General features: G+C 50.5%; 24 protein-coding genes and 3 pseudogenes. 24 read left to right on the plus strand and 3 right to left on the minus strand.

Annotated features, from left to right (window positions below; genetic code table 11):
- Nucleotides 1-206: 206 nt before the first annotated feature.
- From BM485_04305 to BM485_04320, 4 genes are all read left to right on the plus strand, one after another.
- Nucleotides 207-2,042, plus strand: a complete 1,836-nt coding sequence (locus BM485_04305) for a hypothetical protein (GenBank protein ID OKY76462.1) — start codon at nucleotides 207-209, stop codon at nucleotides 2,040-2,042.
- 34 nt (nucleotides 2,043-2,076) lie between these two features.
- The gene (locus tag BM485_04310) at nucleotides 2,077-2,433 is read left to right on the plus strand and encodes a hypothetical protein (protein OKY76463.1); all 357 of its coding nucleotides are present in this window, start codon (nucleotides 2,077-2,079) and stop codon (nucleotides 2,431-2,433) included.
- Nucleotides 2,433-2,801, plus strand: a complete 369-nt coding sequence (locus BM485_04315; protein OKY76464.1) for a two-component system response regulator — start codon at nucleotides 2,433-2,435, stop codon at nucleotides 2,799-2,801. Before BM485_04310 ends, BM485_04315 begins: the two co-directional genes overlap by 1 nt.
- A 104-nt stretch (nucleotides 2,802-2,905) precedes the next feature.
- Entirely contained in the window at nucleotides 2,906-4,285 is a 1,380-nt protein-coding gene (locus tag BM485_04320; protein ID OKY76465.1) for a hypothetical protein, read from the plus strand.
- 384 nt (nucleotides 4,286-4,669) lie between these two features.
- Here the strand turns inward: BM485_04320 and BM485_04325 are convergent, their stop codons facing one another.
- The 3 genes and pseudogenes from BM485_04325 to BM485_04335 form a co-directional block, all read right to left on the minus strand.
- A complete protein-coding gene (locus BM485_04325) occupies nucleotides 4,670-5,074 on the minus strand; it encodes a putative toxin-antitoxin system toxin component, PIN family (GenBank protein ID OKY76466.1) in 405 nt (134 codons plus the stop codon).
- Nucleotides 5,071-5,334: a hypothetical protein gene (locus tag BM485_04330; GenBank protein ID OKY76467.1), complete on the minus strand. Its 264-nt coding sequence runs from the start codon at nucleotides 5,332-5,334 to the stop codon at nucleotides 5,071-5,073. The genes BM485_04325 and BM485_04330 overlap by 4 nt, the downstream gene beginning before the upstream one ends.
- Nucleotides 5,335-5,602: 268 nt before the next feature.
- Nucleotides 5,603-5,779, minus strand: a pseudogene (locus BM485_04335) (integrase).
- Nucleotides 5,780-6,004: 225 nt separating this feature from the next.
- On the opposite strand from BM485_04335, the gene BM485_04340 reads away from it, so the two are divergent.
- The 20 genes and pseudogenes from BM485_04340 (at nucleotide 6,005) to BM485_04435 (ending at nucleotide 22,701) form a co-directional block, all read left to right on the plus strand.
- Entirely contained in the window at nucleotides 6,005-6,619 is a 615-nt protein-coding gene (locus tag BM485_04340; protein OKY76468.1) for a hypothetical protein, read from the plus strand.
- A gap of 272 nt (nucleotides 6,620-6,891) precedes the next feature.
- Complete coding sequence (locus tag BM485_04345; protein OKY76627.1) at nucleotides 6,892-7,209, plus strand: hypothetical protein; 318 nt, start codon at nucleotides 6,892-6,894, stop codon at nucleotides 7,207-7,209.
- The gene (locus BM485_04350; protein OKY76469.1) at nucleotides 7,203-8,510 is read left to right on the plus strand and encodes a toxin HipA; all 1,308 of its coding nucleotides are present in this window, start codon (nucleotides 7,203-7,205) and stop codon (nucleotides 8,508-8,510) included. The genes BM485_04345 and BM485_04350 overlap by 7 nt, the downstream gene beginning before the upstream one ends.
- A gap of 124 nt (nucleotides 8,511-8,634) precedes the next feature.
- On the plus strand, nucleotides 8,635-8,826 hold the full coding sequence (locus BM485_04355; protein OKY76470.1) for a hypothetical protein: 192 nt from the start codon (nucleotides 8,635-8,637) through the stop codon (nucleotides 8,824-8,826).
- 251 nt (nucleotides 8,827-9,077) lie between these two features.
- Nucleotides 9,078-10,084, plus strand: a pseudogene (locus BM485_04360) (hypothetical protein).
- Nucleotides 10,085-10,123: 39 nt separating this feature from the next.
- A complete protein-coding gene (locus BM485_04365) occupies nucleotides 10,124-10,309 on the plus strand; it encodes a hypothetical protein (GenBank protein OKY76471.1) in 186 nt (61 codons plus the stop codon).
- A gap of 17 nt (nucleotides 10,310-10,326) precedes the next feature.
- Entirely contained in the window at nucleotides 10,327-11,238 is a 912-nt protein-coding gene (locus tag BM485_04370; protein ID OKY76472.1) for a restriction endonuclease, read from the plus strand.
- A gap of 12 nt (nucleotides 11,239-11,250) precedes the next feature.
- Nucleotides 11,251-12,291 (plus strand): annotated as a pseudogene (locus BM485_04375) (helicase).
- Nucleotides 12,291-12,722 carry a hypothetical protein gene (locus BM485_04380; protein ID OKY76473.1) on the plus strand — a complete coding sequence of 144 codons (432 nt, stop codon included), beginning with the start codon at nucleotides 12,291-12,293 and terminating at the stop codon, nucleotides 12,720-12,722. Before BM485_04375 ends, BM485_04380 begins: the two are co-directional and overlap by 1 nt.
- Nucleotides 12,655-13,161 carry an IS630 family transposase gene (locus tag BM485_04385; protein ID OKY76474.1) on the plus strand — a complete coding sequence of 169 codons (507 nt, stop codon included), beginning with the start codon at nucleotides 12,655-12,657 and terminating at the stop codon, nucleotides 13,159-13,161. The genes BM485_04380 and BM485_04385 overlap by 68 nt, the downstream gene beginning before the upstream one ends.
- 5 nt (nucleotides 13,162-13,166) lie before the next feature.
- Nucleotides 13,167-13,787 carry an IS630 family transposase gene (locus BM485_04390; GenBank protein OKY76475.1) on the plus strand — a complete coding sequence of 207 codons (621 nt, stop codon included), beginning with the start codon at nucleotides 13,167-13,169 and terminating at the stop codon, nucleotides 13,785-13,787.
- Between the two features lie 51 nt (nucleotides 13,788-13,838).
- Entirely contained in the window at nucleotides 13,839-14,300 is a 462-nt protein-coding gene (locus BM485_04395; protein ID OKY76476.1) for a hypothetical protein, read from the plus strand.
- Nucleotides 14,297-15,328 (plus strand): cell filamentation protein Fic, encoded by a 1,032-nt coding sequence (locus tag BM485_04400; GenBank protein OKY76477.1) that lies wholly within the window; start codon nucleotides 14,297-14,299, stop codon nucleotides 15,326-15,328. Before BM485_04395 ends, BM485_04400 begins: the two co-directional genes overlap by 4 nt.
- 59 nt (nucleotides 15,329-15,387) lie before the next feature.
- Nucleotides 15,388-15,567 (plus strand): hypothetical protein, encoded by a 180-nt coding sequence (locus BM485_04405; protein ID OKY76478.1) that lies wholly within the window; start codon nucleotides 15,388-15,390, stop codon nucleotides 15,565-15,567.
- Between the two features lie 214 nt (nucleotides 15,568-15,781).
- Nucleotides 15,782-17,026 carry a hypothetical protein gene (locus BM485_04410; GenBank protein OKY76479.1) on the plus strand — a complete coding sequence of 415 codons (1,245 nt, stop codon included), beginning with the start codon at nucleotides 15,782-15,784 and terminating at the stop codon, nucleotides 17,024-17,026.
- Nucleotides 17,016-17,276 carry a hypothetical protein gene (locus tag BM485_04415; protein OKY76480.1) on the plus strand — a complete coding sequence of 87 codons (261 nt, stop codon included), beginning with the start codon at nucleotides 17,016-17,018 and terminating at the stop codon, nucleotides 17,274-17,276. Before BM485_04410 ends, BM485_04415 begins: the two co-directional genes overlap by 11 nt.
- Before the next feature lie 110 nt (nucleotides 17,277-17,386).
- On the plus strand, nucleotides 17,387-18,604 hold the full coding sequence (locus BM485_04420; protein OKY76481.1) for a hypothetical protein: 1,218 nt from the start codon (nucleotides 17,387-17,389) through the stop codon (nucleotides 18,602-18,604).
- Complete coding sequence (locus BM485_04425) at nucleotides 18,601-19,152, plus strand: hypothetical protein (protein ID OKY76482.1); 552 nt, start codon at nucleotides 18,601-18,603, stop codon at nucleotides 19,150-19,152. The genes BM485_04420 and BM485_04425 overlap by 4 nt, the downstream gene beginning before the upstream one ends.
- Complete coding sequence (locus BM485_04430) at nucleotides 19,149-21,854, plus strand: hypothetical protein (GenBank protein OKY76483.1); 2,706 nt, start codon at nucleotides 19,149-19,151, stop codon at nucleotides 21,852-21,854. Before BM485_04425 ends, BM485_04430 begins: the two co-directional genes overlap by 4 nt.
- Nucleotides 21,844-22,701, plus strand: coding sequence for a hypothetical protein (locus BM485_04435; protein OKY76484.1), 858 nt, complete (start codon nucleotides 21,844-21,846; stop codon nucleotides 22,699-22,701). The genes BM485_04430 and BM485_04435 overlap by 11 nt, the downstream gene beginning before the upstream one ends.
- Nucleotides 22,702-22,739 lie beyond the last annotated feature (38 nt).

Consider the following 22,739-nt stretch of genomic DNA (forward strand, 5'->3'; position numbering starts at 1 on the left):
TGCCTAATATATTGTTTAGTAAATCAAGTTGCTGACAGGCAGGCTGGGCGCTTGCCTTGAATCTGCAAGGAAAAACCGGGCAGCACGTCGCATGAAACCGCCTGAACGAAGAAATCTCCGAGCGGCACAAAAAAATATTTGGAGGCAATCCTGGATACGGCACATCTTTCAGGATTCCCCTTGCTGAGAGGGACATCCTGAGAAGCATGTTTTTTGACAAGTTTTCCAAAAAGACAGGTCCGACGCGGCATGATTTCCCTGACGCCTGGCGGCCCTCACTCGATTCCGCCATGGCGGAACTCCGGCAACTGGCCGGTGCCACTGAAAGCGAATTCCTGCGGATCGGCGAGCAGATGCAGGGGATTCACCGGCATTCCGGCGAGATTTCCGGGCTGGCCGATCATCTGGTGGATGCGGCCTCCGGCCCGCGCATGCAGGCCCTGCTTGAACGGTTGCGCCAGATGATGGGGGACATGGAGGATTATCTGGCCAGGGCACGGGCGCGAAGTGTTGAAACCTTCACCACCCTGCAGCGATTTCAGGATCTGCTGGTGCAGATTTCAAAACCATTGGAAGGATTCCAGAAAATGGACATGACCCTGCACATTCTGGGCGTGGCCATTAAGATTGAAAGCGCCCGCCTGGGGGATATGGGAAGCGGCTTTGTCAACCTTGCCATGGATGTAGAGAAACTTTCCCACCAGATAAACGAGAAGTCCGAAGCCATCCTGAAACACCGGCATTTGCTCACCTCGATGGTCAGCGAGAGCATGGCCCTTGTCCAGTCCACGGAATCGTGCCATGATGCCGAGGTGTCGTCAACCCTGGCCAATACGGCGGCAAGCCTGCGAGAGCTCGAAGCAGTCAATGAGCGCTTCACCCGGCTTGGCGCCCGGGTTGCCGCCGTGTCCGGCGAGATTGCCGGCAATATCGGCGAGGTTGTTTCCTCCATGCAGTTTCACGACATCAACCGGCAGCAGCTGGAGCATGTCGTCGAGGCGCTGGAAGGCCTGTCAACGGATATTGACGCTGTTCACGGCTCCGGCGCGGCTGATCAACGCCGGTCATTAATCATCGAAGCCGGCAATGTCTGTGAATTGCAGGAGGCCCAGCTGCATTTCGCTTCAACGGAGTTTCACACCGCGGTTTCGTCCATTGTCGGCAATCTGCGCGAACTCGCCCGCAAGCAAACAGCCATGGCGGAAGAAACGCTTGCCGCCATGGGATTGATGGACGCCTCCGATACCTCCTTTCTCGACGGAATCAGCCACGGCATAGCAACCGTCACCTCCTTGCTCGCTACCTTTACCGACACGGATCGGGACATGTCCGCGGCCATGAAGAAAGTGGCGGAGACAATCGGTGAAATCACCGTTTTTGTCGGCGATATTGAGTCCATCGGGTACGCAACCGTCCATATCGCGCTGAACGCACAGATAAAGGCGGCTCATACGGGAGCCGAGGGAGCGGCGCTGGAGGTGCTGGCAAAAGAAATCAAGCAGCTCTCCGATGAAACGGTGCATCAAACCGATTCGATCGCCACCGCCCTGACGGAAATCAATGCGGCGACCGGTCGTCTCTCCATGAAGACCGATGAAGCGGAAATCATTCTCGGCGCCAAGATCAGCGGCATGGGAAAAGAGGTGTCCGAAATTGTGGAAATGCTTGGCGGCATGAACGCCGAGCTGCTTGCCGTGCTGTCCAGGATGCACGGCATGGTCGATGCGCTCACCGAGGAAGTGGAGATGGTGACGGCGGGTATTGATGTGCATGAACGGAGCCGCGCCACGGCGGACCAGGTGGCGGCCGCCCTGCACGCCATTGTCGACCAGTCCCGCAAGCTGGAACCGGCCAGTGAGGAATTCAAGCAAAACCTGCGTCTCATGGAGGAGCGCTACACCATGGAAAGTGAACGGCGCATTCACGAAGCCATTGCCGGAAAACGCAAAGAGCCGACCGCAGCAGGCGGCCAGTTGCAGATCCCGGAGGCCACCCCCGGCAAGGGTGACTCGGAATTCGGCGACAATGTGGATCTGTTTTAACGGCGAACCGCCTTATCTGCCAGGAGAAAAGTGCATGGAAAATCCGACAACCAGCAGTTCCGGTCAAGCAAACGACCAGACCGTCATCAACAGCGGCAAACGATTGACCATTGAGAACGCCGCTGATTTCACCCAGCGTCTCCGGCAAGGGCTGGCCGGCTCCCGCAATGTCGCGGTGGAGTTTGAAGCCGATGTCGAAATGGACATCACCGCCCTGCAGATTCTTTGTTCGGCATGCAAAACAGCGGCAGCAGCGGGCAGCAGCTTTCGCTATCAAAATGAACGGCCCAAGGCCCTGATCGAGCTTCTTGACGCCTGCGGGGCGCGGTTTCGCGGCGTCTGCAAACATAACAACGGAAATATCTGCACCTGGTTTGGAGAAGGGAAATAATGGGAAAATTGATCATGACGGCCGACGATTCGGCCAGCGTCCGGCAGATGGTGGCCTTTACCCTCAAGCAGAACGGCTATGATGTCATCGAGGCGGTGGATGGGCAGGATGCCCTGAGCAAACTCGCCGCCCAGAAGGTCGACATGCTGCTCACCGACCTCAATATGCCCAATCTGGACGGCATCGGGCTGATCAAGGGAGTCAGAAGCGGCGGGCCCAACAAATTCATACCGATCATCATGCTGACCACCGAATCCCAGGATTCGAAGAAGGCGGAAGGCAAGGCGGCGGGCGCCACCGGCTGGATCGTCAAGCCGTTCAAACCGGAACAGCTGATCGCGGTAACCAAGAAGGTTTTAGGAGGATAACAGCCCGTTGAAAAACCCTGTTGTGGCCATTGATTGAGATTGAATGAATCGGCCGATCGGGTAAAATGTCGTGACAACTCATCACACAACAGGGGTTTTTCTTCATGGCCATCGGTAAACGCAAAAAACATAAACAGCTCCCGCTCTGGATCGCCCATAGCGACCTGGCCCCACGCGGTGGCCATCCCTTTTACACCCGCCTCAACCGTCTTTTTGATGACGATGGATTTGACGTCTGGCTGGAACAGGAATGTGCCCCCTTTTTCTCGGAAGCAGGTCGTCCCTCGATTCCTCCAGGTGTCTACTTCCGCATGCTCTTTGTCGGCTACCTGGAAGGGTTTCAGTCCGAACGCAGCATTGCCTGGCATTGCAGTGACAGGATGTCGTTGCGGGAGTTCCTCGGCTATCAGATTCACGAAAAAACGCCGGATCATTCAAGTTTCACCATCTGGCGGCAACGATTGCCGCTGGAGCTGTACACCAAGGTTTTCCAGCGTATCCTCTGCATTGTCCATCAACACGGGCTGATCGATGCATACGCGACTGGTGTCGACTCGACAACCATTGAAGCCAATGCCTCTCTGCGGCGTCTGGCGCGAAAAGATACCGGTTCCTCCTACACCGACTATGTCAAAACGTTGATGCGCGAGGCAGGTCAAGAGCCAGGTGATGCCGCCGACGTTGCCCGTTTCGACAGGAAACGCACAGGCAAGAAACTTTCCAATCGCGAGTGGCAATCGGAAACCGATCCCGACGCCCGTATCGCCAAGATGAAGAATGGCACGACCCATCTTGCCTACAAGGCGGAACATGCGGTCGATCTTGCCACCGGGGCCATGCTGGGCGTCGTGGTGCATCCGGCTGATCAGGGCGATACGGCAAGCATCGAGGAGACGCTGGAACAAGTCGAGGAGAACCTTGCCGTTCTCGGTGACGAAGCGCCGGAACTGCTGTGCGTGGTTACCGACAAAGGATACCACAAGGCGGAGTTGATCAGGAAACTCAATGCCGACAAAGGGATCACCACCTACATTCCGGAGCGGCAGAGCGAACAGAGACGAAGTTGGCATGGCGACAAAGAGGCCTGCCGGGAATTTCACGGCAATCGCCGCCGCACTCGGGGAGACCACGGAAAACAGTTGTCCCGTCGGCGTTCCGAGATTGTGGAACGAAGTTTTGCCATGCTCAAGCGAGGTGGCAATCTTGCCCGGATGACGCTTCGCGGTCTGGAAAATGTCAGTAAACGCTACCTGATTCATGCCGCTGCCTACAATTTGGGACTTCTCATGCGGGAAATCTTCGGACATGGTACCCCAAAAGGGATGGCCGATGCCCTGTGTCGCCTTATTTTGGGTATTTTTGTCATTTTTGCCACAGTTTCTGCCCTGCTACTGCCCGAAATATTGATCAGGCAGAGGTCTTTTTTGAAAATGACGGACTTTTCATACGGCTGTCGGTTGCGGCCGCTGTTTTTCGAAATTTAAGTTTTTTCAACGGGCTGCTAAGATTTAAAACAGAATAAGGGAAAATGGAGCTCAATAAGCCGATGACCTGAGTGATCAGCTATTCCCCATCACGACACAATGGAAGTCCACCTATCCCCGGAGACCCAAAGTCAAGATAAGTTCTCGAATTTTTCGGGCTCAACTGGGGTCTGACGATTTGGGATGAAGAAATCGTCCAGCAATCAAGAGCAATATTCGACGAGAATCCTGCTTGAAAAGTAAAGCTATCCCAATCCACAAAAGGTCAACCTAAGTCTTGAGGGGAGAACCCATTGACGATGCCGGTTTTCCTTCTTCCGGCGCACATAGATTCTCCGGCATCGAACCAAAAATTGCTATTGATGGATCGAGATTGAGGAAGGGCTACTTCAGGTAGGAGTCGACAAATTCGCGTGGTTTCAATACCGCAATGTCATGGAATCCAGAGACGCTCAATAAATGCCGGTCTCCACTGACTATCAGTTTGCATTTGCTGGCAATCGCACATTCGATGAACATATTGTCGTCAGGATCTTCACTGATCGTGACCGATATGCCTTCCGTATCCACAAATTCCGCGTGAATTGTGAAAAGCTCGATTATTTGCGAGATATCAACTGAAGGGAATTTTTTTGCCAACTCCTGGCCGACCCGACGATATTCATCGAGGATTTCCTTGGAAAGCACGATCTGGACTTTCTTCGCCCGCCATGCTTTCAGAATTTGCAAGGGCGGCCCACTGAAGAAAATACCAGAGATGAACACATTGGTGTCGAGGACGATTTTCATTTTTTTCCTCGAACTTTCAATATCGCTTCCTCAATATCAGTTTTTTTCACTCCTGCCTTTTTGCCTTTTCTCCTGGCGTCAGCAATAAGGGTGTCGAATTCTTCGAGCGAAGGAGGGGTTATGCTCTTCAGAATAACGACATCATTATCGCCTACCACTACGAATTGTGCTCCTGGCTGGAGATTTAACCGTTTACGAATATCCTCTGGAATGACGACCTGCCCTTTTGATGACATTTTGGTTGTTGCGACTTGAGTCATGTTGAACCTCCGCGTATTATTAATCTTACTGGTAAGATTATAAACTACCCTTGGAGGAAATGCAAAAAATATACGTATATGGCAGGAGCATATGATTCATATTCGCCTCTTGGTGTGGTCACATTTTCATTTTTTTCGACCGGTGATATATTGACTCTCAGGGAAGACGGAATGCCAGAAAGGCCTTTGCCCATGATAACAATACGATAATACAATTTTTTTCACCAATCGGGGGTGACCTTGGAAATGTCCATAGTAGGTGTGCGTATCATCCATGTAAATTTTCAATCCACCTGTGCGCTTCAACATCGGTTACTTTCCCAAGATACTGCTGGGTCGTCGCAAGATCTGCGTGGCGAAGGATCACCTTGCTGATTATCTCAAGCGGAACACCTGCCCTTGATGCAAACATTGCCGCATGCCGCCTGAGATCATGGGGCCGCAAACTGGATGTGTCCTATTTTGTAGCAATTCCGGGAAAACGGTCCAGAAATCCGGAAAAACACTCACTCATAGTGTGATTATTCTGGGCGGAATCATCGCAAGTTGTTGTATTAGTGTTTCTTATGTCCCAAACCGCTTGATGGCGCAAAAATTGCTTCATGCAAATGAGAGTTTTTGATATCTTTCAAAAAACCATCATAGTAAAACCTTAAAGCGAGGAATAAAGATGAAGAAGAAGTTATTGGCAGGGTTGGCAATTGGAGTAATGATGTTTGGTATGGACCGGGCAGCAAATGCCTCACCTATTACTTTGGTCGACCAGGGGGCTACTTGGCAATATTCTGTGTTAAGTAGCGATCTGTGGCCCATTTGGAATACTGCCAATTATTCTTCATTCGATTGGTCCAGTGCTACATGGCTCACCGGGCAAGCTGCTTTTGGAAATCCTTATTCCTTGCCATACAATACGACTTGGACTGCCAACACAGACATTGCACTCCAGAAAACATTTAATATTGATGGGTTATTATCAACACCAATTATTCTCAATGTCGCCTCTGATAACGGGTTCATGGTATTCATTAATGGCCAGCAAGTAGCGAAAGAGAATGCGGAAGCTTATACATCTTACTGGGAGTACACATTGAATCTAACTACACTTGGCTTCCTTTCTCCCGGTCAGAACATCATTCAGGTTCTTGCCGAGGACCATGGTGGGGCAACATTTTTTGACCTTAAATTGACAGGAGACGTTGCCCCCGTCCCCGAACCAGCCACCATGCTCCTCATGGGAACGGGATTGGCTGGACTCATCGGAGCACGCAGAAGAAAGAAAGCCTAATATCTGCTCCAACATTATCGGGCACATCACCAGGCAGGGTCATTCGTTTGGCTCTGCCTTTTTTTGTTCCCTCCCGAGTGGCAAGAAGGGGCTCAGGCCAGCGCCACTCTTCCTGTCCAGTTAAAACATCATTAAAAGCCCTTTTCAAGTCTACAGCATATCAAATCTTGACTCCCCTGCCATAGTGGCTATATAATAGCCTCAATCCAGATTCTTCATTCGCTGAAAAAACAACAATGGACTATTAATGGGCTATTATGAATTACTACGAGATGACAGATAAGGCGATAGAGGCCGAGATAGGAATGCGTATAAAATCGCTTCGGCTGCGAAGAAATCTGACCCAACAGCAGGTTGCCGAAGCGGCGGCAGTTTCACTTAACGTAATCAAGGCCCTGGAGTCGGGAAAGGGAAAACTTTCATCTCTCATTTCCGTGCTTCGGGAGCTTGGTGCCCTGGATGAACTGGACCGGTTTATTCAGGACCAAGTGGTCAGCCCATTACAATTGGCCAGGCGACAAGGCAAAAAGAGGCAACGAGCGTCAGGCACACGGAAAACCGTTTCCTCCGAAGAGAGCTCTGAATGGTAGAACAAGTCAGTACCGCCATAATCAGCTTATGGGGCGAAAATATCGCTGCGGTCTCCTGGCTTGCGGACAGGGGCTATGCTGTTTTTGAGTATGAGCCGAGTTTTCTCAAAAAGGGGCTTGATATTTCTCCTATCCACATGAGTCTGGCAGAAGCAGGACAAGGTGATGGTCTCTTTTCGTTTCCGACATTGAACCAAAATACCTTTCTTGGACTGCCCGGACTCCTTGCCGACGCACTTCCAGATAAATTCGGCAATGCCGTTATTGATACATGGCTGGCTCGAAACGGACGCTCCCCCGGCAGTTTCAGCCCGGTCGAGCGTCTCTGTTATACCGGAAGCAGAGGCATGGGGGCCTTGGAATTCAGCCCTCCGGTAAACAAGGAGCTCGACAATCCGGTTCCGATTGAAGTTGCTGAGCTGGTCAGACTGGCCCAGGAGATCACAAACAGCCGCTGCTCCCTGAAGGTCGATTTTTTCGGCGACAAGGGGGATCATGAGGCTATTATGGACATCTTGCGCGTCGGCACCTCAGCTGGTGGAGCAAGGCCAAAAGCCATCATCGCCATGAACGGAAACGGCAATGTCATATCCGGTCAGGGGAAGGCCCCGGCAGGATATGACCACTGGATAGTAAAATTCGACGGAGTAAGCGACCTCGAATTCGGAAAACCACAAGGGTACGGTCGGATCGAATATGCCTATTACCTGATGGCCAAGGAGGCAGGTATCGAGATGACGGAATGCCGGCTCCTTGAAGAACATGGCCGAGCCCATTTTCTCACCAAACGTTTTGACCGGCAAGGCAACAAAAAGATACACATGCAATCATTGTGCGGCTTAGCCCACTATGATTTTAATATGGCCGGAAGCTATAGTTACGAGCAGGCCTTTGCCGTTATGCGCAGACTGCGGCTCAGCAAGGCCGAAGCTGCCCAACAATATCGGAGAATGATTTTCAATGTCATTGCCCGCAATCAGGATGACCATACCAAAAATATCGCTTTCCTGATGAATCAGGACGGAAAATGGCACCTTGCCCCTGCTTTTGATATGACCTATTCCCATAACCCCGCAGGCATCTGGACCAACCAGCACCAGATGAGTATCAACGGAAAACGGGATCATTTCCAACTGGACGATCTCACGTCAGTTGGAGAGAGTATCAGCCTGCCGAGACCAGGCGAAATTATCGGTGAAATTGTAGATGCTGTGCGCAAATGGCCGATATTTGCCGAAAAGGCGGGGCTGAACGAAGAAAAAGCTTCAGAGATCAGCCGGTATCATCGCCTCGATATTTAGGAGCCGTTAGAAAATAACGTGTTCAATCCCGATATTTTGTTTACGGCTCCTTATGCCGATTGGATTCTCGCAAAGAGCTGGGTTAGTTCCATACAACGGCTTAATTCACTTCATGGAAGATTCGATGTTGCGTAATGCCCATGCCGAAAAGCGGATTCTTCGACGCTCTGACCGCGCCAAGTTCAGGAACCAGGTTCTCAGGCCTTTGCTTGATACCGGATTAATTGAAATGACTACCCCGAATAAGCCAACCAGCAGCAAACAGAAATATCGGCTGACGGAGACGGGAAAACAGATTTTGAATCAGGATAAATGAACCACGGAAGACACGGAAGGACGCGGAATAAAAAAATGTGGAGAGAAAAATCTTCTGTGTTTTCCGTGTATTCCGTGGTTAATAAAAAAACATGTTGATTTTCGAAAAGCGAAAAGCTCCCCCAGGTTTATAAACCCGATTTGATGTTGTCCATCAGGGCCAGGAGTAACAGAACTGTGAGAAAGAAAACAAATCATGTTTCAATATGCCGCGTCTTTCCATGATGTGTGGGAAAAAAGAAGATTCCGACCATGACTGAGTCCAACCGTATTGAAAATAAGCGAGAGTTGTCCGATTCGCTTGAAAAAGAAGTCATCGCCTTCCTGAACAGTGCGGAAGGTGGCGTTATTTATCCGGGTATCGACAAAGCAGGGAAAATCATCGGCCTGGAAGATGCCGATGAGGTACAACTCAAAGTAAAAGACCGGCTGAAAAACAATATCCAGCCATCTTGTCTTGGCTTGTTCGATGTCATCCATGAAAGCCACGAAGGTAAGGACATCGTCGAGATTGTCGTGGCCAGTGGTTCTGAAAAGCCCTATTACCTCAAAAAGTACGAAATGTCCGAAAAGGATTACGGCTTCTGCTGTCTCGTCAAGACCTGCAAGCAGGTGCTGGCCCGGCTTGAAGGCATTGAAAATCGAACCATCACCAAAATAACGCCGAGAGAACGGATAAACCGCAACCTCTGGAACCGGGTCGCCCTGCGCGAGGCAGTCATCAATACCATTATCCACAATGATTACACCACCGAACTGGTCCCCAAATTCGAAATATTCGCCGACCGTCTGGAAATGACCTCCGCGGGTTATATTCACCCTGGGGAAGAACGGGAGGACTTCTTTGCCGGGTATTCCATACCCCGCAACAAGACGCTGATGCGAGTGTTCAAGGATCTGGACATGGTGGATGCCTCGGCTCCGGCATGCCCCGGATTCTCAAGCCTTATTCCCGTGACGCGTACATCTTTTCTTCCCGATTCATCCGGACGGTTTTCCCGATGGATCAGGATGCGTTAGTCCTGGAAAAAGAAGAAATTATGGAGGGTGGTGCAATAGGTGGTGCAATCGAACTGACGGATCGACAAAGAGAAATACTGGGACTCATTAAGAACGACAGGAAAATCAGTTACCGGGCTATCGCAAGCACGCTGGGAATCAATGAATCGGCAGTACAAAAACAACTGGATATCCTTAAGGGAAAAGGGGTACTGAAACGAATGGGTCGCACGCGGGGGCATTGGGAGGTGTTGGAATGATAAAGAAGGGGTTATAAAGGGCATATTCAACGCCACGACATGATCGAGCGCTGCTGCGAGGCAGGTCTGCCGGAACCGGAATTCAAGTTGACCGACGGCTTTGTCACCGTTATTCGCCGGAAACCGGGAAAGGCTTTTGAGGCTGTCGGCGGGAAAGTTGGGCAAACATTTTTTAAAACAGATGGATGCAGAAGCAGCAAAACAAATCTTTTCCCAATAAGCTGAAAACAAGGAGAAAAACATTGTCCGTACCTGATTTTCAATCCTTCTTCCTGCCCCTCTTGAAATTCTGCTCGGATGGGAAAGCGCACAGCGCCAAAGAAGCCCATGCCGTCATGGCGAAACATTTCAAACTGAGCGAAGACGATCTGAAAGAGATGCTGCCCAGCGGTAAACAGACCACCTTTAAAAACAGGGTGGCCTGGGCAAAAGTCTATCTTGCCAAGGCGCTTCTCCTTGAAAGCCCGAAACGCGGCATTTTCCGCATCACCCAACGGGGCCACGATTTACTAAAATCAAACCCTGACGATCTTCGGGTCAAGCACTTGAAGCAGTTCCACGAGTTTGTCGACTTCCACACGTCAAGCAGCAAACAAGAAAAAGGTAATGAAAACGCCGGAGATGAGGAACGGACAGCGACCCCGGAAGAAACTTTTGAAAGCGCCTACCAGGAACTCCACCGCAGCCTGGCCGGCGAGCTTCTTACCCATATTTCCAATAATTCGCCGGAATTCTTTGAACATTTGGTGGTTAAACTCCTGGTCAAAATGGGTTATGGTGGCTCCATAAAAGATGCCGGCCAAGCCTTGGGCCGAAGCGGCGATGAGGGAATTGACGGCATCATCAAGGAAGATAAGCTCGGTCTTGATTTTATTTACATCCAGGCTAAGAGATGGAAAGGTTCGGTAGGACGCCCCGAAGCCCAGAAATTTGTCGGCGCCCTGCACGGCCAACGGGCCAAGAAAGGCGTGTTCATCACCACAGGAACCTTCACCAAGGATGCCGAGCAGTATGTCTCCACTATCGACCCCAAAGTGGTATTAATCGATGGCGGCAGGCTCGTTGATTTAATGATCGACCACAACTTGGGAGTTTCCATTGTGGATGTCTACGAAATTAAAAAAATTGATTCGGATTTCTTTTTGGAAGAGTAAGGCAATATCTTGATGAGCAACCAGCAGACTGATCTCACCTTTTTCACCAACGACCGGAACCAGACCCTCCTGGACCGGTTCAAGGCGACCCTTGCCGACACCCGACTGTTCGACGTGCTGGTCGGATATTTTCGCGCCAGCGGGTTTTACCAGCTCTGCGACAGTCTGGAACCCATTGGCAAAACGCGTATTCTTGTTGGCCTGGGCATAGATGACGAATCATATCGCGCCGTGGATGCCTTCCGAGCGCAAGCCGTGCTTGACTTTGAGTCACATAAAGACACCAAAAACCTGTTTCAGGATACGCTCATCAAAGAAATAGAAGTTTCCGAGGAAACAGATGCCAGGCTGGAGCAGGGCCTGAACAAATTCATTCAATTTCTCCAGGCGGAATGTTTTGTCCCTGATGCCGATAAAAAAGAAGGCGGCAACGGCAGAAAACTTGAAATTCGCGCCTTCCCCTCCAAAAATATTCACGCCAAAGTGTATATCGGCCGTTTCGCGCCCGAGGACCGAGATTATGGCTTTGTCATCACCGGGTCGAGCAATTTTTCCTATGCCGGACTCGTTGCCAATCGGGAGTTTAATGTCGAACTGCGCCAACGCCGCGATGTGGAATTTGCTCTCCATCAGTTCGAAGAACTCTGGCAGCAATCTGTGGATATATCCCAGGATTTTATCGACGCCGTGCAGAATAAAACCTGGCTCAATGACTCAATAACCCCTTATGAGCTCTATTTGAAACTGATTTACGAATACATGCAGGAAGATATCAACTTGCAAGACGATATTGAAATCTTCCTGCCCGAGGGCTTTATGCCCCTTCAGTACCAGCAGCAGGCTGTCTTGCAGGCCATCAAAAAGCTGAACGAACATAACGGCGTCTTTCTTGCTGATGTGGTCGGACTGGGAAAGACATTCATCACCGCCCAGCTGTTGCAGCAGATCAAGGGGCGTATCCTGGTGATCTGTCCGCCGGTGCTCAAAAACTACTGGGAAGAGAGTCTTCATGATTTCCGGGTACCGGCCCGGGTGGAATCCCTTGGCAAGATGTGAAGAGTGAGGCGAAAAGAAAGGCCGGGCAACTCGAACAGCTCCACCAGGATTTTTTTGCCGCCAGCTCCCCCGCGAAAAAGCAGGAGATACGGCAGAGCATCAGCGAATTGGAATGGGAGCTGATTGAAGCGACTTTGACGGAAAGAAAACAGCAGGACCTGCTGGACAAACTGCAAGATATAAGACAGAGCGGCGAGAAACCCTTCTTCCTCTGGAAGCTCAACTTCTCCGAGGTCTTCAAGGAGAAGGGCGGCTTCGACGTGGTGATCGGCAATCCGCCCTATTACAATGTAAAATTTAAGTTTTCGTATTTTTGCGTGATATTTGTTATAGTCGTCTTCAAAATACAAGGAGGACGACATGGCACCAAGATACAGAGTGACATTAACAAAAGAGGAACGGGAAGATTTGGAGGCTATTTCAACTAAAGGGAAAAGGGCAGCCCGCACCGTACTGTATGCTCGAGCATTACTTCTGCTTGATGCGGGGGAACATGGACCGAAGTGGGTTGTCACTCAGGTCGCAGAAGCTTTAGGGACAACGACGCGGAGTTTAGAACACTTAAAGAAACGATTTGTTGAAGAAGGTCTTTCTGCCGCCCTTGAACGTAAGGAGCGCGAGACCCCTCCGCGAGAAATTCAATTCGGAGGAGAATTTGAAGCACATCTTTTGGCTTTGGCATGTTCGGATGCTCCAGAAGGTAAAAATCGATGGACAGTACGTCTGTTGGCTGAGAAAATGGTCGAGCTGAAGATGGTAACGAGTGTTTCTCCGATGACGGTATGTAACACTTTAAAAAAAATGAACTTAAGCCTCACCAAAGCAAATACTGGAAGATACCGCCGGATCAAAACGCCAGTTTTGTAGCGGCAATGGAAGATATACTCGAAGTTTATGCGCGTCCGTATAGTCAAGAATTCCCGGTTGTGTGCATGGATGAATCGAGTGTACAGTTAATCGGGGAGGTGCATGAGCCTATTCCGGCAGCCCCTGGCCATCCTGTTCTGATGGATGATGAATATGTTCGCAATGGGGTCGCAAGCATATTACTTGAGGTAGAACCGCTTGGGGGAAAGCGCAAGGTAAAAATTACTGAACAGCGGACACGGATTGATTGGGCCCATTTCATCAAAGAGATGCTTGAAGAGCGTTATGCCGATGCCAAGAAAGTAGTTTTGGTCATGGACAACCTCAATACACACGACACGGCCTCGCTCTATGCGGCTTTCCCACCTGAAGAAGCCAGGGGCTTGGCGGAACGTCTTGAAATACACTACACCCCGAAACACGGGAGTTGGCTGAACATAGCAGAGATTGAACTCAGTGTATTGAAGCGGCAATGCCTTGCAGGCCGGATTGATTGTATCGAGAAGATGCGAGCTGAAGTGGCGGCATGGAACATTGATCGAAATAACCGCCAGACTAAGGTTGATTGGCAGTTTAGAACAGATGATGCGCGAATAAAACTAAAACGGCTTTATCCGAAACTTTAACATATACAATGTACTAGTAATTTAATCAGTGGTAAGAATCGGCTCTATTTATTGGCAATTTTAAATTCCACTGTGGGTGATTATTACATTCGCACCTTGGGGGTCACCCGCAACGGTGGTTATTTTGAATACAAGCCGATGTTTGTTGAAAAGCTGCCGGTTCCCATGTTGGAATGCGTGAGAAGAAAACCGTTTGAAACTCTGGCAAATTATGCCTTGCAGACAACCGCTAAGGATCTCAAACTCCAAGCCGCCTATTTCGAACAGCTCATCGACGGCCTGGTCTACGAACTCTACTTCCCGGACGAAATCAAGGCGGCAGGCAAGGAGATCCTCCCCCATCTCGGCGAACTGCCCCCCATCACCGATACCCAGAGCACTGAGAAAAAACTCGCCGTCATCCAGGCCGAGTTCGACCGCCTCTACGACCCCCGACACCCGGTGCGCAATCACCTGGAGACGCTCGACAGCGTCGAGGTGGTCAAGACCATCCGCGAGGCCCTGAAACGATGACTAATTCTGAAATTCTTATTTACCGGGCCGCCGACGGCAAAATCAAAATCGATGTCCGGCTGGAAGACGAGACGGTCTGGCTGAGCCAGGACCACATGGCCGAGCTGTTCGGGAAAAGCAAGAAGACGATTTCCGAACATATCCGCAATGTTTTTAATGAAGGCGAATTGGACGAGCAAGTGGTTGTCCGGAATTTCCGGACAACCACTCGACATGGCGCCATGCCGGACAAAACCCAGTCCAGAGATGTTCAATTTTACAACCTGGACGTGATCATCTCCGTCGGATACCGGGTCAGGTCCCACCAAGGCACCCAGTTCCGCATTTGGGCCACCCAGCGGCTGAAAGAATACATCGTCAAGGGGTTTGCTCTGAACGATGAACGATTCAAAACGGGCAACTCAATGGCCTATTTCACGGAGCTGCAGGAACGCATCCGCGAAATCCGCCTTTCCGAGCGCTTTTTCTATCAGAAAATTAAGGATATCTATACCACCAGCATTGACTACGACCCCAAGGACGAAAAGACCGTTGAGTTTTTCAAGGTCGTTCAGAACAAGCTGCTCTGGGCCATCAGCCGGCAAACAGCGGCGGAACTAGTGTATCGCCGGGCGAACGCCGCGCTGCCCCTGATGGGGATGCAATCGTTTGACAAGAAGGGTGATCTGGCAGTGCGCAAAAGCGATGTGAGCATCGCCAAGAACTACCTTGCCGAGGATGAAATGAAGTTGCTCGGCCTGCTAGTGGAACAATACCTGGCCTTCGCCGAAACCATGGCTCAGCAGAGAACTCCCATGCATATGGCAGACTGGATTCAGCGGTTGGATGCCATCATTCAGCTCAATGGCCGGGAGTTGCTCACCCATGCGGGTAAAATCAGCCACCAGTTGGCCCAGGAAAAAGCCGCTCTGGAGTATGACAAGTTCCGGGAATCGCAGCGGCGCATCCAGCATGAAGAGAGTCTTAAGGAGCTGGAACAGGACATTAAGACTTTGGCGCCTTACCGTAGAAAAGGAGAAGAGGCATAGAGCTTGATATCTTGGCTCTTTGTGGCATCAAGAGAAGAAGACGCAGATAGAGTGAACTTATGAGCGCCAAAGATATTGGCCGGGAACAGAAAGAAGGCAAACGCGATCCTGATTTCATCAATACTGAAATTGCCATGAAGCGCGCCGCGCAAAAGGCCCGTGAAAAGGCCAGACGAGTTGGGTCCGGTGTGGCAGTCTTGAAGGAAGGTAAGATTGTTGAAGAACAGAACAACCCTTGAGCCATTTCACCGACCCACTCGCCGACCCAGTCAATCGATCCAGTCGGTCGTCTTTTGTAAGCACTGGCAAAAGAAACGATTACTTAATTGATGGGTATTTGATAATCGCGGTTTTTTGAGCGCTCTATTTTTAGAAAACTACGTTTTTACAGTATGTTAGCTTCATATTTTTGATTGATGGGTATTTGATGTTTAACTGCCTTGGTTTCCCAAAATGAAAATTCAAACCATCGAAATAACCGACTACAAGGCCTTTCTTGGCAGCCATAAGATCAACGTGGGTGGCAAGAACCTGTTCATTTACGGTGAGAACGGCAATGGTAAAAGCTCGCTTTATTACGCCCTCAAGGATTTTTTTCAATCCGCCATCGAGGATATTGATATTGCCGGATTGGAAAATATTTTTGTCCCGATCGGGAAGGAAGGCAAGCATTATCGCTGGGACAGCGCCACGAACGATGCACGGGAGGCGGGAGACACCAGCATCCGCGACGGCAATAAACTCAAGAGCTTTCTTACCTACAAACACCTGCTCGCCATTCATCATCTGAAAAAGGACGAGGAGATCAATCTCTTCGATCTATTGGTTAATGGGGTTCTCAAACACTTCAAATACTCGTTGACCGGCGGCAAGGAGTTGGGTGAACTCTGGGCGGCGGTGGAAGATACCCTCTCCCGCCCCACCGGCAAGGAATATCAAACTCCCAAGAAGAAGGCGGATATGAATGCCGCCATCAAGGCCTTCAACGAGGCTTTTGGTGAACTGTTCAAGCAGGAAAGCCCGGAATACATCCTGAAACATGCCCAGCCGTTTCTCGACTACTTCAGCCACAACCTGACCTTGAAGTTGCGTTTTGCCCAGGTGCGTCCGTCCAGCGATTACCTCGGGATGGAAGGCGATCAGGTGCACGTTGAACTCTACTATGCCGGTAAACCCATTGACAAGCCCCACCTGTTTCTCAATGAGGCACGTCTGTCGGCCATTGCCATTTCCATTTATCTGGGCATGATCAAGCGGCATGTCCAGGGCATACCCTGCAAAGTGCTGTTTCTTGATGACATCTTTATCGGACTCGATATCGCCAACCGGCTGCCGCTACTCTCCATTCTTGAAAACGAGTTTCCCGACTACCAGGTTTTCATCACCACCTACGACAAACCCTGGTTCGAACACGCTCGCGGCTTCCTGGAACGACAGACCGGCTGGAAAACCATGGAATTTTACGCGCAATCCTGCGCGGACGGGACAGAAATTCCCATCATTTTCGACAACCAGGACCTGCTGGCCAAGGCAGAGTATCATTTGCAGCAATGTGACTACAAGGCGGCCGCCGTCTATACTCATTCCGCAGGTCAGGGACAGAATGGGTCAGTTTTGCCACCGGGCGAATCCCTGGCTGGAACGGAGAGGGAAGAAAAGCGGAGTGACGTATCATCTTTCTCGGACAGTGGCGGCTGAACTTCTCGGAAAAGGCGTATACACCAGATCCAAAGCCATTTACAAAGTGCAGTCGCCGGCCCTGATCCGGCAGTATGTGGAACAGCACGCCTCCATTAACAACAGCAAATGCCGTGATCTGCTCCTCCTGGGTAACAGGCCGTCCGGCCATACCACACTGAAGTGGGTGCCTGTTCACTGTCACGGTTCAGCGGAAGGGGTGGAAAGGTGCGGTGGCAGTAATTGGTTCGGAGAAAAGTATGGAAGCTGATCAATCGGTGCAGCTATGGCGGGATTCTATGTTCTCTCTGTACAGAAAACAGGGCTGATATTGCCCAAAGATCCACGGATACAAAGAAAACTCCAACTAAAATCAACAACATGGCCACAAATCCACAAAGTTTCTTCCGTTTTGCTGATCGACACTATTCACTGTTGATCGATCTTTTCTACCGCGGCACTGGGCTGACGGAAGCGGACCTGCGGGATTTGATTGAGGCCTCCCGCTCCGAAGGCGATCCCGGTTCCGCAACGACCATCAATCAACTTGCATCCTTCGGGATTATCGAGCCGATTCCCGATGCAACCGCCACTTTCGAACTCACCGCCCCCATTCGTGCTCTTTTGTCATTTCTTCTCCGCGAACACCGCCTGACCTCCGCCAAAGTCATCCAAGGATATCTGAGCGACCTGGAAGACCTGCGCAGCGAACTTGACGGTGCCGCTCTCCAGAAGTTGAACAACCAGGCAGCGAGGGCGCTCGCCGACATTTCACTGGTGGTCGAGCGCATCCGCCAGGATTCCCACGCAAATCGCGAGGCAATTATTGCCGAGGTTCTCAAGCTTAAATCCAACCGGGGTCAACGCAGTATCCGGGAGCGTTTTGAAATCATCAATCGGCTCTGGAACCGTTATCTAGAGCCGCTACGCGACTTAATCGATGTGAAAAAAGCGATGGATGCGAGCCTTGATGACATAGAGCGCAGTTTTATAATGAACGGGAAAACTTTTATCCTCGACGGAGCACTTTCGCGTGAATTTTCCCGCTGCCGGGCGCGGTTACTGCGATTGCGCCGGGAAGTCGCCGAAGATTTTTATGAATCGATGCGAGAGGTGGAACCCCTCTATGTATCACTCAAGCGGGACAGCGAGTTGGTGCGTGGGGCATCTCTTGCCCTGGAAAGGATCGACCGTGCGGGACTTGCAAGCCTGCAACTTGATGCATTGATTGCCATTCCGACTTGGCGGATCGAAGGAACTTTTTCTGATACCTCCTTGGAGGCGTTTTTTCATGGGGTGCACGGATACGAACCAACCGCTCCTGAACCTCTTCCCGGTGCGGATGAGACACCGCTTCATGAGTTTATTATGCCGTCGGAATTGTTTTATCGTCTGGAGTCATCTCTGCCGATTCCCGACCTTTTTACCTGGTTGTTGGAACAATATCCGGAAGCAACCGTTGGCGAACTAGTGAGAGCTTACGGTCGTATTTATCTTGGCGATCCGGGGAAAATGCATTTTGCCGAGGAGGAGCGACGATACGCGCTCCCCGATATTTTCCTGGTCGCCCGTCCCCTTCGAATAGAAAAACGCCTATGAGCCGGAATAGTCCATTTGCCCTGCCCCACCTGAATGAAATTTTCGATAACCTGCGACGGGGGCGACACCTGTGCGCCGAAGACGGCGGGATCTATTTGTCCCTGCGGGAGAATCTGGATGCCTTTCAAGATCTTTTTAAGCATCTTGGTTTCCGACTGGAAGTTCATCCTCGGGATTTTTTTTATTTCCGGGGCAAAGACAGTCTGAGTCCGCAAGCCTCCCGCATGGCGTTGTTCGTTTTCATCCTCATCGAGTCTCTTGCCGATCACGGCAATCCGATTGTCGACACGCTCATGACTCAGACTTTTTCAATCCCGGATCTGCCTCATCTCAAGGCGGCTCGTTTTCGAACCTACCTTAAAGAATCCGGTGTCGTCGATGGGGACGGCCTGCTCGGCATCGTGCGCCAACTGGATCGTTTCGGCTTTTGCCAACGCCTCAGCGATAACACTTTTCGTTTCCGAGCGCCGGCATATCGCTTCTTTGACCTCTGCCTGGAAGTGCTGAAACAGCATGAGGTTCCGCAGACCGAGGAGCAAACGACATGAACATCGTTGGTCCATCAAGACTGATACTCTTGCGCTCCGGCAAATACGACTATGGAGAGATCGAATTAATCAGTCCACTGCATTTGATCGGTCCCAACAACGTCGGCAAAACTTCACTGATTGCCGTTCTCCAGTTTCTTTACATCGACGATCAGCGCAGCATGCACTTTTCACGGGAAATGTCCGAAACGAGAAAATACTACTTTCCCGATCAGAACAGTTACATACTGTTCGAATGTTTGACACGGACCGGTTACCAGGTAGTCGGCGTCCAAGGACTGGGACCCATCCGCGGTTATGAATTTCAACGTTTTTCCTATCAGGGAATGTATGATCCCGCCGATTATCTTGACGATGCGCGATGCGTCCGCCCTTCGGATGAAATACGATCCCGTCTCGCTGTCAAGGATTTTCGTTTGCTCGAACCGCGACATTTGCGGGCCGCACTCACCGGATTGGGGGAGAACCGAGGGGTTAACCTTGGATTAGTGCCGATCCGGCAACGCGATCACTATGAACGGTTCCGCGCCGCGTTTGGAAATCTGCTGCGACTTGCCCATCTGCGCCAGAATGAACTGAAAGAATTTCTTCTGGAAATTAACCAGGGTGATTTCCAACAGCGGTCCATCGACCTGGACGCTGGTTATTCAAGTCAGTACGGCAAGGTCTGCCGGGAAGCCAAGGAGTTGCAGGAACTGCGCACAATTGCCGAGGACGTACGGCGTGTCCTTGAACTTGCTTTAACGCGTGACAGCTTACGCCGTTTGCTTCCAGGTCTCTGGAAAGAAATTACTCGCTCCCATTCTCTGAAAGAGGATGAATTTTCCCGGCAGGAAAAGAAAATCAAAGACCGCCTCGACCAACTCAGCGGCGAAAAACAATCGGTTATCGAAAATATCGAAAAAGGCGACAAGGAACAGCAAGAAATTAACCAGTCCATTGGGAAAATCCTGGGCGCAATTGAACGACATCAAAAGGAAGCACAAGAATTTCAAAATTACCTGGTCGATTTTGAAGTATCCAAGTGCAATCTGCTGGAAATGGAGATGGGGCAGATGGATGCATCTCTCGGGCAGGCATCCGACATTTCCCTTCCCCGAATGCAAGCCAGGATATCCAGAATGAAGGGAGAATTGGCAGGTCTTGAAAAACAGCGTGACCAGTTTTCGCATCTTGCCGCCACCACGATCCTCCGAATGCTTCCCGAAGAAGATATACAAAATGCTTTCAGACTGATCAACCCGGATTTATTAGGGTTAACCCAAGGTGAAGATGAAATGGAATTCCGTAATGAACAAAAAATCAAGAATTCCTTGGAACATGTCCTTGGACACGTACGGGACGGTGTATATCAAGACGACCGGATCCGCCTTGTTCTCTCTTCCCTGAATCCGCCTGATTTATCTCCGTATCGTGATGCCGATATACTCGATACACGCATTGAGGAGCAGAAAAAGGCTCTTGCCAGAGAGCAAATGTTTTATGACGCCGCGGAAAATGTTGAGCCGGCAAAAAGGAAAAAACAAGAACTGCAAAAAGAATGGCAGGAAGTAGCCGGTCGACTGAGCCGTTATAGAAACCACAGGAAAGATCTTCCTGAATTCGAAAAGAACAATCAAACCCTATGTTCTCTCAAAAATCAGTTGGAAGAACTGAATGGAAAAATGAAGCAGCTCAAGGATCGACAATCGTCCCTGAGAGATGAAGAGCGCTCCCTTAACCAAAGCTTGAAAACAATCGAAGCAAAGCGCGACACTCTTGTGCAAAGGCTCAGGAAACTATATAAACCGGATTCGTCATGGCCCCTCGAATCTTTCACCCGGGAAGACCGGGACATCGAATCGCTTTTTGAGATGTACGAACAAAAAAGCAGAGAGCAAAACGAAATCTCGCAACGCTTCAGCGAATATTTTCAAGGTATTAATCAACGCACTTATGATAAGTATCTTGGAGAAGACGAATCCGCCACATTGACTAATCTTCGAGCCGAAATCGAGGCCATTACGGAACGGGAAAATGCTGTCCAGGAACTCTGGAAAAGCCTGATTGCTGGTCTCCAGAGTTCCTTCAAAGGCCTGAGCCGCGACCTGCAAACGCTTATCACGCGGATAGATGAACTCAATCGTCGACTGGGCCGTATTTCCATTTCCAACCTGGCACGGCTGCGGCTCATCTTGCGTGAGCACCCTGAATGGACCAAAAGAATTAAAACCATGGTCGATGCGGAAGTTTCGCCCTTATTCGCGGACAAAGCGGCAGTCAGCGACGCACACAGCCGGCTGGGTGATCTCCTCAAGAAGCACCAGCGCGTGGAACTTGCCGATCTTTTTGACCTGCATTTCGAAGTGACCAGCGTTGATGGACACATCCGACGTTACGGCCATCTTGATTCCATTGAATCAAACGGCACGACGATTACAATCAAGGTCCTCATTAACCTGCTGCTCCTCAAAGGCCTTCTGGGAGACAAGGAGGTTGCCATACCTTTCTATCTTGATGAAGCCTCCAGCCTTGACCGGGAAAATCTGGCTGCAATCGTTCAAGAAGCGCGGAAAATGGGATTTGTCGCGGTACTGGCAAGCCCCGAGGCGATGGAAGCTGCTGATTCGCTTTATTTTCTGCGTGAAAAAAAGGGCCGAATCATGCTCGATCCGAAAACCGCCTTGGTGCGCATCGAAAGGAAAAATGAAAATGGCGGTTGATTCCCTTGCAGGAAAACTTATGCTGCTGCTGGCACAAGGATATCTCGCAGAGAGCCGATTGGGCGTTCGCGACCGAGTCCGCCTGCAAAGTTTGTATGATGCGGGAGTTTTGCGGGCAGCACGCAGCGGAGCGGGGAGACGTATAGTTTTACATGATGTAAACGCCCTTGAATCCTTTATCGCCGGAGCATATCCCTCCGGCCTGCAAGGAATTACTACGAAATTATCATCCCGCGGGAAAGCTGTCGCCGAACTGCGGGATTCCAAAAAAGCACGGGAGGGTCAACCGGTTGCTGTTTTGTTGCGTGGATTTAATAACAGTGTCCTCCACATCGGAAATCGGGTTCTGCCGGTTGCCGAATGGTCAGAAATATCGGGTGTTGCCGCTCTCCGGCTCGACGGCGAAACACTATGGGAATTTTCCGGCATTGTTGCCTTTGTGGAAAATCTTGAAGTTTTCTGGAATTTCGAAAAACTTGAAATTGCGGCTGACCTTGCTATTTACGCCCAGGGCCGTCTGAACAGTAAAGTTTTAAACTGGCTGGCCTCCCCGGCAATGCAAAATGCCCGGATCATACATTGCGGGGACTACGATCCTGTCGGATTGGATGAGTTTTTGCGTTTAAAAGCAGCTTGTCCAGGGCGAACAGAAATATACATCCCGTCGGATTTTGAAACGTTATTATTTCGATACGGCAAGAAAGATCTCCTCGTCGGCAATGCCGCCATTCTCGCAAGACTGAGAAAAAACGATGATCCTCACGTTTGTTTTATCGTGCAGCTGATGGACCGTTGGGGAGTTGGCCTGGAACAGGAAGCGTTATTACTAAATGCACCTGGACAATGATATGGCGCAAATGGAATTATCCAAACAAACCGGGCCAC

It is taken from the genome of Desulfobulbaceae bacterium DB1 (assembly GCA_001914235.1).
In the GTDB taxonomy this organism is placed as follows: Bacteria; Desulfobacterota; Desulfobulbia; order Desulfobulbales; family SURF-16; genus DB1.